This window comes from Sphingomonas sp. LM7 (genome assembly GCF_002002925.1).
Lineage (GTDB): Bacteria > Pseudomonadota > Alphaproteobacteria > Sphingomonadales > Sphingomonadaceae > Sphingomonas.
In genome coordinates this window covers 3,264,526-3,280,563 of sequence record NZ_CP019511.1, presented here as the reverse complement: position 1 = coordinate 3,280,563, position 16,038 = coordinate 3,264,526, and the positions used below count along the sequence as shown (strand labels likewise).

12 protein-coding genes are annotated in these 16,038 nt (G+C 67.8%); 5 read left to right on the top strand and 7 right to left on the bottom strand.

All coding sequences use genetic code 11. The features are described 5' to 3' along the window. Positions 1-2: 2 nt before the first annotated feature. Positions 3-617, bottom strand: a complete 615-nt coding sequence (fixJ, locus tag BXU08_RS15230) for a response regulator FixJ (RefSeq protein ID WP_077510828.1) — start codon at positions 615-617, stop codon at positions 3-5. Then, a complete protein-coding gene (locus BXU08_RS15225) occupies positions 607-2,112 on the bottom strand; it encodes a PAS domain S-box protein (RefSeq protein ID WP_376787763.1) in 1,506 nt (501 codons plus the stop codon). The genes fixJ and BXU08_RS15225 overlap by 11 nt, the downstream gene beginning before the upstream one ends. A 160-nt stretch (positions 2,113-2,272) precedes the next feature. On the opposite strand from BXU08_RS15225, the gene BXU08_RS15220 reads away from it, so the two are divergent. Genes BXU08_RS15220 through BXU08_RS15210 form a run of 3 tightly spaced genes read left to right on the top strand, consistent with a single transcriptional unit; the run spans position 2,273 to position 3,778 of the window. Next, positions 2,273-2,962 carry an alternative oxidase gene (locus tag BXU08_RS15220; RefSeq protein ID WP_077510827.1) on the top strand — a complete coding sequence of 230 codons (690 nt, stop codon included), beginning with the start codon at positions 2,273-2,275 and terminating at the stop codon, positions 2,960-2,962. Positions 2,963-3,017: 55 nt separating this feature from the next. Beyond that, a complete protein-coding gene (locus tag BXU08_RS15215) occupies positions 3,018-3,380 on the top strand; it encodes a hypothetical protein (RefSeq protein ID WP_077510826.1) in 363 nt (120 codons plus the stop codon). Further along, complete coding sequence (locus BXU08_RS15210; protein ID WP_077510825.1) at positions 3,377-3,778, top strand: group III truncated hemoglobin; 402 nt, start codon at positions 3,377-3,379, stop codon at positions 3,776-3,778. The genes BXU08_RS15215 and BXU08_RS15210 overlap by 4 nt, the downstream gene beginning before the upstream one ends. Positions 3,779-3,827: 49 nt before the next feature. On the opposite strand, the gene BXU08_RS15205 is transcribed toward BXU08_RS15210, so the two are convergent. Further along, positions 3,828-7,010 (bottom strand): autotransporter domain-containing protein, encoded by a 3,183-nt coding sequence (locus BXU08_RS15205; protein WP_171982537.1) that lies wholly within the window; start codon positions 7,008-7,010, stop codon positions 3,828-3,830. Positions 7,011-7,476: 466 nt separating this feature from the next. Between BXU08_RS15205 and BXU08_RS15200 the strand changes: the two genes are divergently transcribed. Together BXU08_RS15200 and BXU08_RS15195 are read left to right on the top strand one after the other, a co-directional pair. Beyond that, the gene (locus BXU08_RS15200; RefSeq protein ID WP_077510823.1) at positions 7,477-8,271 is read left to right on the top strand and encodes a FadR/GntR family transcriptional regulator; all 795 of its coding nucleotides are present in this window, start codon (positions 7,477-7,479) and stop codon (positions 8,269-8,271) included. Between the two features lie 92 nt (positions 8,272-8,363). After that, positions 8,364-9,935 carry an aldehyde dehydrogenase (NADP(+)) gene (locus tag BXU08_RS15195; protein WP_077510822.1) on the top strand — a complete coding sequence of 524 codons (1,572 nt, stop codon included), beginning with the start codon at positions 8,364-8,366 and terminating at the stop codon, positions 9,933-9,935. A gap of 184 nt (positions 9,936-10,119) precedes the next feature. Here BXU08_RS15195 and BXU08_RS15190 read toward each other — a convergent pair whose 3' ends face one another. From BXU08_RS15190 to BXU08_RS15175, 4 genes are all read right to left on the bottom strand, one after another. Continuing rightward, on the bottom strand, positions 10,120-11,160 hold the full coding sequence (locus BXU08_RS15190) for an aldose epimerase family protein (protein WP_171982358.1): 1,041 nt from the start codon (positions 11,158-11,160) through the stop codon (positions 10,120-10,122). Then, positions 11,157-13,631: a glycoside hydrolase family 3 protein gene (locus BXU08_RS15185; protein ID WP_171982536.1), complete on the bottom strand. Its 2,475-nt coding sequence runs from the start codon at positions 13,629-13,631 to the stop codon at positions 11,157-11,159. Before BXU08_RS15185 ends, BXU08_RS15190 begins: the two co-directional genes overlap by 4 nt. Positions 13,632-13,673: 42 nt before the next feature. Next, the gene (locus tag BXU08_RS15180; RefSeq protein WP_077510821.1) at positions 13,674-15,197 is read right to left on the bottom strand and encodes an ABC transporter permease/substrate-binding protein; all 1,524 of its coding nucleotides are present in this window, start codon (positions 15,195-15,197) and stop codon (positions 13,674-13,676) included. Positions 15,198-15,258: 61 nt separating this feature from the next. Continuing rightward, positions 15,259-16,026 carry an ATP-binding cassette domain-containing protein gene (locus tag BXU08_RS15175; RefSeq protein WP_077510820.1) on the bottom strand — a complete coding sequence of 256 codons (768 nt, stop codon included), beginning with the start codon at positions 16,024-16,026 and terminating at the stop codon, positions 15,259-15,261. Positions 16,027-16,038 lie beyond the last annotated feature (12 nt).

The window sequence follows — 16,038 nt, the reverse complement described above, 5'->3', positions numbered from 1 at the left end:
GATCAGCCGGCAAGTTCGGCGATGGTCACCATGCGGACGAGCTCCGACAGGCTCTTCGCGTGCATCTTGGTCATCACGTTGGCGCGATAGACCTCGACCGTGCGCGCGCTGATCTCGAGGTCGAAGGCGATCACCTTGTTGGCGTGCCCGGCGACCAGCCCCTGCATCACTTCGCGCTCCCGGTGCGACAGCGTCGCCAGCCGCGCCAGGGTGCGGTCGCGCTCGACATGGGCTTCGTCGCGGCCGGCCTGCGCAGCAAAGGCGGCGCGGATCGCGGCGAGGATGGTGTCGTCGTCGAATGGCTTTTCGATGAAATCGGCAACGCCGGCGCGCATCGCCTGAATCGCCAGCGGCACATCGGCATGGCCGGTGATGACGATCACCGGCACGCTCGCGCCGCGCCGCTTGAGTTCGGTAACGAGCTCAACACCATTCATGCCCGGCATCCGCACGTCGGTGATCACACAGGCATGGTCGAGCGGCAGCCGGGCTTCCAGGAACGCGTCGGCCGAGGCGAAGCTGCGCACCCGCAGCCCGGCGACATCGATCAGGAATTCGAGCGAATGCCGAGCCCCTTCATCGTCGTCGATCACGAAGACGACCGGCTCATTCGACATCGCCAAGCTCCTCCTTGTCCACTTGCTCCAGCGTGAAGCGGAACACCGCGCCGCCGCCGGGATTTTCCTCGACCCAGATGCGCCCGCCTTGCGCCTCGATGATCGTCCGCGAAATCGACAGTCCCACGCCCATACCCGTCCGCTTGGTAGTGACGAAAGGCTGAAACAGTTGCCCGGCGACATCGGGGCTGATGCCGGGGCCGGTATCGGACACGCTGACTCGCGCCAGCGCGCGATCGGAATCGATGGCGATGGCGAGCTCGCGCCGCGGCGAATCGGACGCAGTCATCGAATCGACGGCGTTGCGGACCAAGTTGAGCACGACCTGCTGGATCTGCACGCGGTCCGCCAGCACCAGATCGATCGCGGGATCGAAGCTGTAGCGGACCCGGATGCCGTGTTCCTTGGCGCCGATCAGGGCCAGCGCAGTCGCCTCTTCGACCAGTTTGGGCAGGCTCTCGATCGTGCGTTCGGCCTCGCCCCGCGCGACGAAATCGCGCAGCCGGCGGATGATGTCGCCGGCGCGCAGCGCTTCGCTCGAGGCGCGCTCGACGGCCTCGGCTACGCGATCGAGCGGGATCTCTTCGCGCGCGAGCAGCATCCGGCTGCCCTTCAGATAATTGGCGATCGCCGAGAGGGGCTGGTTGATCTCGTGCGCGAGCGACGAGGCCATCTCGCCCAGCGCAGTCAGGCGCGAGACATGGACGAGCTCGGTCTGCAGCTCCTGCAGCCGCGTCTCGGTCTGCTGGCGCTCGGTCAGGTCGCGGACGAATCCGGTGAAGAAGCGCGCACCGTCCATCCGCATCTCGCCGACCGCGAGCTCCATCGGAAAGGTCGAGCCGTCGGCACGCTCGCCGACGACGACGCGGCCCTTGCCGATGATCCGGCGCTCGCCGGTCTGGTAGTAGCGCGCCAGATAGCCGTCATGCGCTTCGCGATAGGGCGAGGGCATCAGCATGCTGACGTTGGACCCGGCGACCTGCGCGGCTGTCCAGCCGAACAGCCGCTCGGCAGTGGGGCTGAAATCGCGGATCAGCCCGGCTTCGTCGATCACCACCATCGCGTCCGGCACGGTCTCCAGGATCGAGCGGAGATGTGCCTCGCGCCGTGCGAGATCGGCATTCGCCGCCTCGGTCTCGCGGCGTGCGCGCTGGAACCATTCCCCGCCGACAGCGACTGCCGCACCTACCAGCAGGAAGGTGCCTGCGGCGATCCAGCTGCCCGCACCGACCGGACCGGCCAGCCGATCGATTAGCAGCCCCGCTCCGGCGCCGAGCGCCGTCGCCAGCAATCCAGGGCCGAGCCCGGCAAAGGCCGCCGCGGCGACCACCGCGGGGACGAGGAAGATGAAGGTCGCGCTCTGGCCGAGCACATCGCTCAGCGCGTAGCGGACCAGCGCGCCGGCGACGATTCCCATGCCGGCAAGCGCGCAGCCGCCCGCCGGGCCGAGGCGCGGCAGCTGCATCGTTCGGGCAAAGGGATCGCGCACGTTCATCGCCTACCTTGTCCTCGGGCGCGTCCGCCCCGCGACCTCCGGGATTCCCCGTAGGGTGCGCAGCGTAGGGTGATCATCCAGATTTCGCGAAAATCATGGCCGGAATAGTGGACGCCCAGCGGCGACGAGATCGGATCGCGCCAACCACCGGAGAAGTTCCATGACTGCCCCGTTCATCGACCTGAGCGTCCACCATCGGCCCAAGGGCGCGTCGGACCGCGTCGCGTTCGGTTTCACCAAGGTCCTGCGCTGGTGCGCCGATACGTTCTTCGCCGAGCGCTACGGCCATCGCGCCGTTGTCCTCGAGACCGTCGCCGCGGTGCCCGGCATGGTCGGCGCGACGATCAACCACCTCGCCTGCCTGCGCCGCATGTGCGACGACAAGGGCTGGATCAAGACGCTCATGGACGAAGCCGAGAATGAGCGGATGCACCTGATGACGTTCATCGAAATCTCGAAGCCGACCTGGTTCGAGCGCGCGGTGATCATCGGGGTGCAATGGGTGTTCTACCTGTTCTTCTTCGCGCTCTATCTGGTCAGTTCGAAAACCGCGCACCGCGTCGTCGGCTATTTCGAGGAAGAGGCGGTGATCAGCTACACCCATTATCTCGCCGAGATCGACGAGGGCCGTTCGGAGAACGTGCCGGCGCCCGAGATCGCCAAGCGCTACTGGAACCTGCCCGAGGGATCGACGCTGCGCGACGTGGTGCTCGTGGTCCGCGCCGACGAGGCGCATCATCGCGACGTCAACCACGGCTATGCCAACGAACTGGCCGGGCTGCCGATGGGCGACGTCGCCCCCTGCCCGGTGCATGTGCCGCTCGAGCCGACCTGGAAGCAGGCGGCCTGACCATCGCCCGCGGCCGGCGGCAACCCCGCCGGCTGCGCAGTCTCGGAGGGATGCGATGCCCGGCACTCGGCTGATCCTGTTGTTCGAGCCCGATCCCGCGCTGGTCGCCGCGCTCGCCTTTTCGCTGGGTCTCGAAGGGTTTCGAGTCGAGATCGGCGATGCGGCGATGGCGCGGGTACCCGGCGACGCGTGTCTGGTGATCGCCCAGCGCCAGCCGCGGTCCGACGGGCTCGGCTTGCTTCGCGACCTGCGCGATCGCGGGGCGCGGGGTCCGGCGATAGTTCTCGCGACCCACCCCGGCCGCCTGTTCCGCGAGCGCGTGGCTGCGGCCGGTGCCGCGCTTGTCGAGAAACCGCTGATCGGCGACGCGCTTGCCGGGGCGCTGCGTGCCGCGATCGAACAGGATATGCTGACATGACCACGCCGCGCCTTACCGAAGACGATCTGACCCGCGTCGTCGACACCTTCTACGACCGTGTCCGCGTCGACGCGCTGCTCGGGCCGATCTTCAACGGTGCGATTGACGACTGGCCCGCGCATCTCGCCAAGCTCCAGGCCTTCTGGTCGTCGGTCATGCTGACCAGCGGGCGCTACAAGGGGCAGCCGATGCCTGCGCATGTCCGCCACGAAGCATTGATCACCCCGGCGACGTTCGAGCGCTGGCTGGCATTGTGGCGCGCGACCACCGAGGAGTTGCTGCCGCCCGAGGCCGCCGCCGCGCTGCAGGAAAAGGCGGCGCGCATTGCCGAAAGCCTGTCGCTCGGCATCGAATTCTACCGGGACCGTGCGCGCGCCACGCAGGCCCCGGCAGGATAGTCCGGAAAGAGAAGCGGCGCCGGGTTTCCCCGACGCCGCATTCCCTGGTTCAGAAGCGGAACCGCGCATCGACGACGGCGCGGTCGTCGCGATACAGCGCGCGGCCGAGCCGGCTCTCGACTCCGGCACCGAACTCGACCGGTCCGTTGACGAGGCGGAAGCCGCCGCGGACTTCGCCGTACGCCGCATCGCCGTTCATCAGCGGCAGCAGCATCGCCGCATCGGGCGCCGCGGCGAAGCGGACGAGCATCGATCCGCGATCCCCGGCAAGCGTGCGGACATAGTCCGCAGTCAGCTGCGGCACGAACGTCCAGCTGCCCATCTTCGCCTGACCGGCGAACTGCACGCCGGCACGACCGTCGAAGGTCGAGGCACTCATCCGGTCGATCTGCAGCGCCAGCTCGCCGCCGCCTTCCCGGAACGGAGTATAGGCGAAGGACGAATAGCCGAACGACACCCGCGGGGTGAGCGTCAGCGTCTGCGCGACGGGCAGGTTGACGCCCGCCTCGGCACGCGCGGCATAGCGGCTGATGTCCGCGCTGCCGGCGAGCCGGTATGCCAGATCGCCCGTGCTTGCCTGACGGCGCAGCCCGGTGCGGGTCTGTTCGGCCATGCCAAGCCCGGCGAGATAGGCGCCGCCGCCGAGACGGTGCGAACCGTAGACCGAGATCTGCGACACGCGGGTATCCGCCTCATCACCCGCACCCGGACGGCTGGTGCCCTCCGAGAAGCCGACCGCGGTGCCGAACGTGGTATAGTCCGCAACCTCCATTTCGAGGCCCATGCCGACATACCAGCTCTGCTGGCCGTTGGTCTGGCCACGCACGCCATAGCTGGCGCTGCCATTGGTGAAGCCGCCCGAGATGAACCCCGAGAGCTTCTCCGGCAGGTTGCCGATGCTCGTCATGCCCGGCAGCAGCGAGCGTACCGTGCTCGAACGCGCAGCCGTCACGCCGCCGTCGATGCTGGTGAGCCCGCCCAGCGCGTCGGGCGTGCCGACGATGTTGATCGTGCCCGCGTTCCGGCCGGTGCCGAGCATCGACAGGCGATCGGTCACGGCATTGAGCATCACGCTCGACTGACGCTGGTTGAGCGCCCGTGACTCGCTCATGATCGCCGGATTGAGCCCGCGCAGCGTCGAAGCCATCTGCTCGGGCGCCATCAGATCGACTGCGCCATAGAGGTTGTAGAGGTTGGTGTAGTTCTTGCCGCGCAGCGAATCGAGGGCGCTGGCGAACACGCTCGCAATCCCGCTGCTCTTGCCGACATAGCGCGCCATCGATCCGGCCTGGAGCTTCACGCTCACCGAATTGGCGGCGTAGGTCACCTGCGGCTGGAGGACGCCGAGGCTGGAGCTCGTCACGTTCGCGAACGTGCCATTGACTCCGCCGGTGGCGGTGAGGAACACGAAGCTCTGCCCGTCACGCGGCGCCGTCGACATCAGCCCGCGGGTGAACGCCACGGTGCCGCCGAGCGCGGCGATGCCGGGGTTGAGCGCGTCGCCCTGGACGATCAGCCGATCCCATTGCGACTGGCCGAGATCGATCGCGAGCGTCGCCCCCGAAGACAGGATCAGATCGCCCTTCACCGTGAACGTGCCGGCGACCACGCCGCCGGGGCTGACCGTTGCCGCGCCGACGGTGAGATAGGTCGGATCGATCGTGCCCGTCCCGGTGAGCGTGCCGCTGGCGATCAGCGCCTCGCGCGTGCGGAGCAGGCCGTCGATGTTGCTCCAGCCGGACCATTGGGTGAAGTCGGTGAGGACATTGAGTTGGCCGGTGTTGCGCACATCGAGCAGATGCGAACCGCCGACCGACAGCTTGTCGATCGTGACGTTGCTGCCCAGGCTGGTGGCCCCGGGGGCGGCGAGGTTCACGTCATAATAGCGCGCTTTCACGCCCGTGGTGGGATTGGCGACGACGTTGTTGGGAACGAAATTGGTCGTGCCCGGGCCGCCGGGGATGTAGATCGCGGTGCCGTTGCCGGTGGGGACCGGCGTCGCCTCGGGATCGTCGGCAAGATCGGTGCAATCCGAAAGGAAGCAGACCGAGCCGAACTTGACTGTGCTGCCGCTAACGCCGAGCGCCGGCGTATCGGGCAGGCCGTTGACCAGCTGGCCGTTGACGGTGATGCCGTAGTTCGGATCCATGTCCTGCACCCAGTGCGACGCATCGTCCCAATCGGCATAGCCGGGCTTAGCGCTGGCATAGACATAGCTGTTGTTGGCTACGATCGCGTCCCAGAACAGGAACAGCGGCTGATAGAAGCTGTGCGTGCCGTAGGTCGAGAATTTCTGATTGGCGAAGAAGCGCGACCCGCCCGACAGCACGGCTACGACCACCGACTTGTTGAACGCCTGATCAGCGATCAGCGGACCGCCCGAATCACCGCCCGCAGTGATGCCTTCGCGGGGCAGCGCCGGACCGTCGAACACGTCGAAATCATAGCGGCCGGCCGCGGAGTTATATGCCGCCTCACCCGCCGGGCTGTCGAAGTCGGTCATGTACAGGCTCTGCGGATTGGACGCAGGCGCCGGTCCGAACAGCCAGTCGTCGCGATCGTCGAGCGAGCCGAGCACCGAGATCATGTTCTCGGCGACGCGGCGGCGGAAATCGATCCCCGCCTCACCGGTGGTGCCGACGCCGCGATTGCCATAGCCGGTGATGACGGCATGGGTTTCTTCGGTCAGCGGCGAGAACAGCATCGTCCAGGTCGGGATGCCGGTAGCCGGCGCGTCGAGCGTAGCGAGTGCGACATCGCCTTCGAGGAAGCTGTTGGCGCTGGGCGTGGTCGAGCGCGGATCGTACCAGACCTGCTCGACATTATAGAGCGCGTTGGCGGCGTTCGACGACCGGTTCGGGTCGCCCAGCCAGCTGATAAGGGCGGGACGATTGTCCATCTTGAAACCGACGCTCATCGCCGTGCCGCCCGTGGCCGAGCCATAGCTGGCGGCCGGCGCGTCGTTCACGCAGTGCGCCGCGAAGATCACGGTGCGCGGATTGATCAGCGTGCCGGTGCAGACGCCGACCGAGCCGCCCCCGGCATCGGTGATCACCTGCCCCACGCCGGTGATGTCGACCGGATCTAGCACGCCCGTGGGCGGCAGGGCATTGGGATTGAGATCGTTGCGAATGACGATACCGGGCGTGTTCTCGACGCCGGTCGGCCGATCCTGCGCATATGCATTGCTTGCCAGCGCCAGTGCGCCGAGCGCGGCGGTCCCTTGCAGCACGTGCCGAAGCGCCGTGCGAGCCGGTGTCGAAGCCATCGTCATTAACTCCCCTGTTCGGGAGCGACTGCCCTCTGCGCGAGCCACCGTCGCCCCCGGATCGGGACCGACGAACCCAACGGGATCGACAGTCCCGGCGACTCGCAACCCTCACGTTAACAGCGATTTTTTACCTTGAAAGAGGTTTTGTAACTTTATTTCGTCGGGAGTGTTTCGTTCCGGCATCGCGCAAGTTCACGCGGCTATTTGCAGTCTGCTTGCGGAACTGGGGCAACGCGCGACGTTACTTGCGCAGGGGTAGCGCACGCCATTCGCCGCGCCAGTCTTTAAGTGGGCGGCGAATGCCGCTAAGGAGCGGGCCGGCCGTTCCCCTGCCCGCCCGCAACGGCGATCGGGAGCGTCGGCTAAACGCATGTCACGGATCGGGCGGACACGTCACGGCCCAGTCGCCAGGTCAGCCAGGGAGCCGATGGCCACCGCACAGCCCATATCCCAGTCGGACAAGCCCAAGCGCGTGCGCCGACGCCCGCCGCGGCCGCGATCGCTGCGGCTGCACGGCACCGTGGCGCGCGAACTGGGCATTCGCATCGTTTCCGGCGTGCTCAAGCCCGGCGAGATCCTGGAAGGCGAAATCGCCGCGAGCAGCCAGTTCAACGTATCGCGCACCGCCTATCGCGAGGCGATCCGCATCCTGGCGGCCAAAGGGCTGGTCAATTCGCGGCCGAAGATCGGCACCCAAGTCTCGCCGCGCAAAGAATGGCATCTGCTCGATCCCGACGTGCTCGGCTGGATCTTCGCCGGCGAGCCCGATGCCGGGCTGATCGCCAACCTGTTCGAGCTGCGCCGGATCGTCGAGCCCGATGCCGCGCGCCTCGCCGCGACGCGCCGCACTTCCGAACAGCTGGCGCGGATGCGGGCCGGGCTGGACGGCGTCGCGCAGCACGGCTTCGCCACCGAGATCGGCCGGCGCTGCGACGAGGAATTCCACTCGGCGCTGCTCGAGGCTTCGGCCAATGATTTCATCGTCTCGCTGACCAGCGGCGTCGCTGCGGCGATCGCGATCACCACGGCGTTCAAGCAGCATCGTCTGCCCGCGCCGCACGACGCGCTCCCAGTTCACCTCGCGGTGTTCGAGGCGATCGAGGCAGGCGATGCCCAGGGCGCGCATGACGCGATGGCGCGGCTGGTGGAGCGCGGCCTGACCGACACGATGGAGGCGCGCGATCCGGCCGTCGGCCGCACGCCCATCGCAGTTTGCTGCTGAGTTCGGGTTGAACCGGAGCGCCGCGATGCTTAAATCGATCCGTATACATTGTTACCGCTAACTTCATTTAATCTGAAATCGGGAGAGTTTGCATGGCGCTGACCGGGGAATTGTTTGTCGCATCGAAGCGCGTGGCGCGAGATGGTCCCGGCTTCAAGGCAGTCGCCGCCGCGACTGGCGCCGAGATCGAGCCGAGCTTCAGCGTCGCCACGTCCGAGGACGTCGAGGCCGCCGCTGCCGCTGCCGAAGCCGCCTTCCCGATCTATTCGAATCTGCCACGCGAAGACCGCGCCAAGTTCCTCGAAGCCATCGCCGAGGAAATCGAAGCGCTGGGCGACGAGCTGGTCGAGCGCGCGATGCAGGAAAGCGGCCTGCCCCAGGCGCGCCTGATCGGCGAGCGCGGGCGCACTGCGGGCCAGCTGCGGCTGTTCGCCAAGGAGCTGCGGCTCGGCGACTATCTGCGCGTCCGCATCGACCACGCGATCCCCGATCGCGCGCCGGTGCCCAAGCCTGACCTGCGGCTGCGCCACGTGCCGCTCGGCCCGGTGACGGTGTTCGGCGCGAGCAACTTCCCGCTCGCTTTCTCGGTGGCGGGCGGCGACACCGCCGCGGCGCTGGCCGCGGGCTGCCCGGTGATCGTCAAGGGTCACTCGGCACATCCCGGCACCTCCGAGCTCGTCTCGGGCGCGATCACTCGCGCGGCACAGAAGACCGGCATGCCCGAGGGCGTGTTCTCGCTGATCAACGGCGCGGGCAATTCGGTCGGCTCGGCGCTGGTCACCGATCCGCGGATCAAGGCAGTGGGCTTCACTGGCTCGCGCGGCGGCGGCACGGCGCTGATGAAGCTCGCGCAGAGCCGCCCGGTGCCGATCCCGGTCTATGCCGAGATGAGCAGCATCAACCCCGTCTTCCTGCTGCCGGAAGCACTTGCCGCGCGCGCCGAAGCGCTGGGCAAGGGTTTCGTGGCGTCGCTAACGATGGGTGCGGGCCAGTTCTGCACCAATCCGGGCCTCGTGCTCGCGCTCGAGGGGCCGGACCTCGACCGGTTCGTTACCGCGGCATCGGATGCGATGTGCGGTGCGCCGTCGCAGGTGATGCTGACCCCCGGCATCCACAAAGCTTATGAGAGCGGCGTCGCGCGCTGGGCTTCGGCACCCGCGCTCAAGCTGGTCGCCGAGGGACAGGAACCCACCGGACCGACTTCAGGTCGCGGCGCGCTGTTCACGATGACCGGCGCCGATTTCATCGCCGATCCCAGCCATGCCGAGGAAGTGTTCGGGGCGGCATCGCTGCTCGTGCGCTGTGCCGATATCGACGAGCTGCGCAAGGTAGTGACGCTGCTCGAAGGCCAGCTGACGGCAACGCTGCATCTGGAGGACGGCGACACCGAAGTCGCGCAGCAGCTGCTGCCGCTGCTCGAGCGGCTTGCCGGGCGCATCCTCGCCAATGGCTGGCCGACGGGCGTCGAAGTCACCGACGCGCAGGTCCATGGCGGGCCGTTCCCGTCGACGTCGGACGGCCGCAGCACGTCGGTCGGCACGCTGGCGATCGATCGCTTCCTGCGCCCGGTGGCATATCAGGACCTTCCGGCGGCACTGCTTCCGGCCGAGCTGCGCGAGGATTCGAGCGTGCCGCGCCGCGTCGACGGCAAGCCGACGTTCTGAGGCGTTGTATCCTCCCTCGCGCAAGCGGGGGAGGTAACGCCGAAGGGGACGGACGGTATCTCCGCGACGGAAATCGCTTGCGGCCCAGCCCCTCCGCCACGCTGCGCGTGCCCCCCGGTTCCCGGGAGAGGGTTTTGAGAAGTGTTCCGCGGCGCGCCCGGTAGGTCGGGCCCCGGCTATTCTCCTAGCCGAACGCTTGCGCAACATCCTTCGCAGTGCGGAAGCGAAAGGCCATGTCGTGGCGATACTCGTGACCCGGATCGAGCCGGGCCGAGGGGAAGGCCGGCTTGTTGGGGCTGTCCGGGAATTTCTGCGGTTCGAGGCAGAGGCCGCCGCGCGCGGGATAAATGCTCCCGCCGGTGCCGGGTGTGCCGCCGCCCAGATAATTGCCGGTGTAGAATTGCACCCCCGGCTCGGTCGACTGCAGGTCCATCACGCGGCCCGATGCGGGATCGAACAAGGTTGCGATGCGGCGGATCGTACCGGCGGCACCGACCAGCACGAAATTATGATCATAGCCGCGGCCTTGGGCGAGCTGGGTGTCGGCGGCGGCGATGTCGCGGCCGATCGGCTTGGGGATGCGGAAATCGAACGGCGTGCCCTCGACCGAAGCAAGTTCGCCGGTGGGGATCAGCGCGGCGTCGGTGGGGGTGGTCTGGCCGGCGGGGATCCGCAGGACGTGATCGAGAACCGTCGTGCCGCTCGCCTCGCCCGCAAGGTTGAAATAGGCGTGGTGGGTTAGGTTGGCGACGGTTGCCCGGTCGGTGGTCGCGCGGAACCCGACCGACAGCCCGCCCTCTTCGATCGCGTAGCGCACCCGGACATCGAGATTGCCGGGAAAGCCGTTGTCGAGATGTGGGCTGTGCAGCGCGAAGGTCACCGAATGCGCGTCGCGCGCGGCGACTTTCCAGTCCTCGCGATCGAAGCCGCTCGGGCCGCCGTGCAGCGTGTTGGCGCCGTCGTTCGCCGGCAGCCGGTACTCTGTGCCGTCGAGCGTAAAGCGCGCGCTGCCGATGCGGTTGGCGTAGCGGCCCGCGACTACGCCGTAGAAGCGCGGGTGCGCGCGATAGTCGGCGAGGTCGCGATAGCCGAGCACGATGTTGGCGGCCTTGCCGTCGCGATCGGGAACTTCGAGGCGGCGCAGGGTCGCGCCGAGCGTGAGCAGCTCGGCCCGGATCCCGTCGCGGGCGATCTCGATGGTCTCGATCGTCGCCGCTTGGCTCACGGCTTGGCGCCCGGACAGATCGAGGCGTTGGGATCGGAGACGATGCGGACATCGGCGATGCTCAGCCCGAACGGTCCCGAGGCCTGGACGACGAAGGGCGCAGTGACCTTGCCGAGATCGACGCCGTTCGCCTGATAGCATTTGAGGAAGACCTTGGCGGTGCGCCAGGTCCCCGTCGCGCCGGTGAACAGCGTCGTGGCGTCGATCGCTCCCTTGTTGGCGCCGCCTTCCATCGACAGCTGGACCTTGCCGGCGGGCGCACGGTCGACGCGGTAGCTGATCTGGAGCGACAGATCGCCGTTCGCTTCGCGCGTCAGATCGAGATCGCCGCCGCCGCCGATGCGCAGCGTCGCCGGGCCGGCCGGCCAGACGAGCTGCTGCGCGCCTTCCTGCGTCTGCGGGCCGTCGACGGTCTTCCGGGTGATCCTGCTGTCGGTGGCGAACGAGAAGGGCGCCGGAGTCACGCCCTTGGCGAAGAAGGTGCTGGTGTTGCCGAGCGACGGATCGATCCCCGCCTCCTCGCTGAGCGCGGGCACCGTGCCGCCCCTTACATAGGTCAGGCCGTGGCCGAGCGGGAAAAGCGGGTCATAGCCCGGCTTGCCCTTGTTGAGCACGAACTGGCCCGCGGTCTTGGGCCAGCTGAACGACAGGCGGCCCTTGAAGTCCTTGCGCGGCTTGCCCGCGGCATCGCCGACCAGCACATCGGCGACGCCGCCCCCTTCGCTGCCCGGCAGCCACGCCGCGACGAACGCGTCCGAGGCATTGAGTTCGGGGTTGGTCCAGAGCGGGCGCCCCGAGAGGAACACCGACACCACCGGCACGCCGGCGTTCTTGAGCTTCTTGAGCAGCCCCAGCGCCTGCTTGTCACCGGGCTGGAATTCGAGCGTGCGGATGTCGCCGCGCATCTCGGCATAGGGCTGTTCGCCGAACACGACGATCGCCACGTCGGGCTGCGACGTGAAATTGCCTTCGGGCGAGAGCGTCGCAGTGCCGCCCGCGGCCTCGACTGCCTGCTTCACTCCCGCGAAGATCGTCTCGCCATTGGGGAACAGCTCGTTGCCGTTGCCATCGCCCTGCCAGCTCAAGGTCCAGCCGCCGGTCTGCATGCCCATCGAGTCCGCGCCGGGGCCGGCGACGAGCACCTTCGCACCCGCCTTGACCGGGAGCACGCCGTTGTTCTTGAGCAGCACCAGCGACTTGGCAACGGCCTCCCGCGCGATCGCGCGATGCTCGGGAGCGCCGAGCACGCCGGCCTTGCCCTCGATCGGGCGAGCGGGATCGAACAGGCCGAGCTTGGCCTTGACGCGCAGGATCCGGCGCACCGCGTCGTCGAGCCGCGCCATCGGGATCGTGCCGTCCTTGACGTGCTTGAGAGTGGACTCGAACAGACCCTTCCAGCTGTCCGGCGCCATCGCCATGTCGAGCCCGGCGTTGAAGGTCGCGGCGCAATCGGTGGGCGTGCAGCCCGGAATCTGGCCATGGCCGTTCCAGTCGCCGACGACGAAGCCCTGAAAGCCCATCTTGCCCTTGAGCACATCGGTGAGCAGCGACTTGTTGCCGTGCATCTTGACGCCGTTCCAGCTGTTGTACGACGCCATCACGGTAAGCGTGCCGGCATCGATCGCGACCGGATAGCCCGCGCCGTGGATCGCGATCAGCTCGTCCTCGCCGATGCGCGTATCGCCTTGGTCGATGCCGTTGAAGGTGCCGCCGTCGCCGAGGAAGTGCTTGGCCGATGCGGCGACCTTGCCCTTCTGGATGCGGCCGGTCGCGCTCGGCTCGCCCTGCAGCCCGCGGACCATCTCGCCGGCGAAGCTGCGGACGATGCCCGGATCTTCCGAATAGCCTTCATAGCTGCGGCCCCAGCGATCGTCCTGCGGTACTGCCAGCGTCGGGCCGAACGCCCAATCCGGGCCGGTGGCGGCGGTCTCGACTGCAGTGACTTCGCCGATGCGGCGGATCAGACCGGGATCGTTAGCGGCGCCGAGGCCGATATTGTGCGGGAAGATCACCGCGCCGATGACGTTGTTATTGCCGTGGACCGCATCAACGCCGAAGATCAGCGGGATCGAAATATGGCCCGGACGCGGCTCCATCGCGACAGCGCGGAAGGCGCGCGCAGTGGCAACCCAATCGGCCTGGGGCGAGCGGTCATTGCCCGAAAGCGGCGGCGAATTGCCCCCGGCCAGGATCGAGCCGAGCGGATATTTCCGAAGATCCTCGGGCTTCACGCTGCCGATATCGCCCTGGATGAGCTGGCCGACCTTCTGCTCGATCGACATCTTCGCCATGAGATCTGTTACGCGCTTCTCGGTCGCCGCATCGACCAGTCCCACGCTGGCGGCTTTCGGCCATTTGGCCGGGTCGGCGACGTTTGGACCGCCCGACAGCGCTGTCGGCGCTTGCTGCGCCAAGGCCGGCATAGTCCACAATATCGTGCTCGCGAGCAGCAGCTTGGTCCCCAGGCGCATCACATCTCCTCCGTTCTTGTTTGTGTTAGCGATAACGCAAGTTCAGCGTCCGAGTCCACGCTCCAGCCATCGCGCGGCATCGTCAGGGCTTTTCTTGTCGGCATCGCGATCGACCAGATAATTGGCTTCGCGCATTTTCTCGACTGGAATCGCACCGACCAGCGGGCGGAGCGCCGCCTGGAATCGGGTGTCGCCGGCACGCTTCGGGGCGAGCAGGAGGATCGCGTCATAGCCGGGGATCGCGCCCTTGGGATCGGTGAGGATGGCAAGGTGATCGGCGGCGATGCGCCCGTCGGAAGAGAAAGCCGGGATGACATCGGCCTCGCCACTGCTCAGCGCGCGGTACATGAAAGTCGGCTGGTATGGCCGCGCCGATTTGAAGCGCAGGCCATAGGCCCGCCGCACCGCCGCCCATTCGGGGCGTTCGAGGAATTCGATATCGGTGGCGAAGTCGAGTTCGCCGGCGCGGGGGGCGAGATCGCTCAGGCTGGTTATGCCGCGCCGCCGGGCGTCGTCGCCGCGCATCGCAAAGGCATAGGCATTCTCGAAGCCGAGCGACCCGAGCAGCGTCACGCCGTGCTTGGTCTTGGCCCAAGCAGCGACGCCGGCGACGATCGCGGCGCGGGGGGGCACGTCGCTGCGCTGCATCTGGTTGGTCCACAGCGTGCCCGAATATTCGACATAGACATCGATATCGTCCGCCGCGAGCGCACCGAATGCCACGGCCGAGCCCAGCCCTTCGCGATAACGGACCGTGTAGCCGGCATCCTCGAGCCGGTGCCCGATCAGCCGGGCGAGGATATATTGCTCGGAAAAGCCCTTGGCGCCGATGGTGACGGTGCCGCGCGCCGCGGGCCAGGCCGGTGCCAGCGCGAATGCCGCCGCGACGAGCAGCGCGCCCAGGCTACCCCATACCAGCCCGCGTCGCCGCCGGGCGATGCCGTATTCGGCGAGTCCGAGCAGCGCATCGACCGCGAGCGCAAGCCCCGCCGCCGCGGCGCATCCGGCGAGTACCAGCGTCCAGTTCTGCGTCTGGAGCCCGGCGAAGATCAGGTCGCCGAGGCTCGGCTGGCCGACGGTGGTGGAGAGCGTTGCCGCGCCGATCGTCCAGACCGCGGCGGTGCGGATGCCCGCCATCAGCACCGGGGCGACCAGCGGCGCCTCGACCAGCCACAGCTTCTGGCTGCGCGTCATGCCGATACCGTCGGCGGCCTCGATCACCGCGGGATCGAGCGTGGCGAGCCCGGTAACGGCGTTGCGCAGGATCGGCAGCAGTGCATAGAGCGACAGCGCGAGCAGCGAAGGCAGGAAGCCCAGCGCCGGGATGCCGCCGCCGACCAGCGCCGAGAGCCACAACAGGATCGGATAGAAGAGCGCGAGCAGCGCGAGGCTGGGGATCGTCTGGACGAGGCTGGCGAAACCGAGCGCGACGCGGGCGACGGTCTTGTTGCGCGACGAGAGGATGGCGAGCGGGAGCGCGATGACGATTCCGAGGAGCAGCGCGGCGAAGGCGAGCAGGAGGTGCTGGGCAAGCAGCTCGGGGACGCGCGCGAAGGCGGATGTCATAATTCCTCCCCCAGCTTGCTGGGGGAGGACGACCGCCGCGAAGCGGTGGTGGAGGTGCCCCTCACTTCGCCAGCTCCGCCAGCCGATGCGCCTGGTCGCGGGGGACTGCCACCAGCGCATCGGCCGCCGCGCCTGCCCTGCCCGCAAGCAAATCCCGCGGCGTCGCGTCGGCAACGATCCGCCCGGCCTCCATCACCAGCACGCGATCGGCGAGCAGCAGCGCTTCGGCCATGTCGTGGGTCACCAGAATCGTGGTCAGCCCCATGCGATCGTGCAGCGCGCGGATCGCCTTGCCGAGACCGTGGCGCGTCACCGGATCCAGCGCGCCGAACGGCTCGTCCATCAGCAAGAGACCGGGATTACAGGCAAGTGCGCGGGCAACGCCGACGCGCTGGCGCTGGCCGCCCGACAGCGCATCGGGCATCCGCGCCGCCATCTTCGGCATGAGCTCAACGAGTTCGAGCAGTTCAGCGACGCGCGCCGAGGTGTCGCGTTCTCCCGCCAGCCGCAGCCCGATCGCGACATTCTCGCCGACGGTCATGTGCGGGAACAGGCCGATATTCTGGAAGACATAGCCGATCCGACGACGCAGCAGATGCGGCGGCTCGGCAGTCACCGCCTCGCCGCCGATCCGCACTTCGCCGCTGGCCGGCTCGATCAGGCGATTTACCGTCTTGAGCAATGTCGACTTGCCCGAGCCCGATGCGCCGACCAGCGCGACGAAGCTGCCGCCGGCAATCTCCAGCGACACGCCATCGACGGCCTTCACACCGCCCGCATAGGCCTTACTGACATTTTTGAAGGTAACACTGCGCGATTGCTCTGGCATCGTCGGCGGTTG

Bases quoted from the DNA above. Each gene is read 5' to 3' on its own strand.
- BXU08_RS15185 (WP_171982536.1), bottom strand. From the start codon at position 13,631: ATGCGCCTGGGGACCAAGCTGCTGCTCGCGAGCACGATATTGTGGACT.
- BXU08_RS15215 (WP_077510826.1), top strand. From the start codon at position 3,018: ATGCCCGGCACTCGGCTGATCCTGTTGTTCGAGCCCGATCCCGCGCTG.
- BXU08_RS15195 (WP_077510822.1), top strand. From the start codon at position 8,364: ATGGCGCTGACCGGGGAATTGTTTGTCGCATCGAAGCGCGTGGCGCGA.
- BXU08_RS15210 (WP_077510825.1), top strand. From the start codon at position 3,377: ATGACCACGCCGCGCCTTACCGAAGACGATCTGACCCGCGTCGTCGAC.
- BXU08_RS15200 (WP_077510823.1), top strand. From the start codon at position 7,477: ATGGCCACCGCACAGCCCATATCCCAGTCGGACAAGCCCAAGCGCGTG.
- fixJ (WP_077510828.1), bottom strand. From the start codon at position 617: ATGTCGAATGAGCCGGTCGTCTTCGTGATCGACGACGATGAAGGGGCT.
- BXU08_RS15180 (WP_077510821.1), bottom strand. From the start codon at position 15,197: ATGACATCCGCCTTCGCGCGCGTCCCCGAGCTGCTTGCCCAGCACCTC.
- BXU08_RS15175 (WP_077510820.1), bottom strand. From the start codon at position 16,026: ATGCCAGAGCAATCGCGCAGTGTTACCTTCAAAAATGTCAGTAAGGCC.
- BXU08_RS15220 (WP_077510827.1), top strand. From the start codon at position 2,273: ATGACTGCCCCGTTCATCGACCTGAGCGTCCACCATCGGCCCAAGGGC.
- BXU08_RS15225 (WP_376787763.1), bottom strand. From the start codon at position 2,112: ATGAACGTGCGCGATCCCTTTGCCCGAACGATGCAGCTGCCGCGCCTC.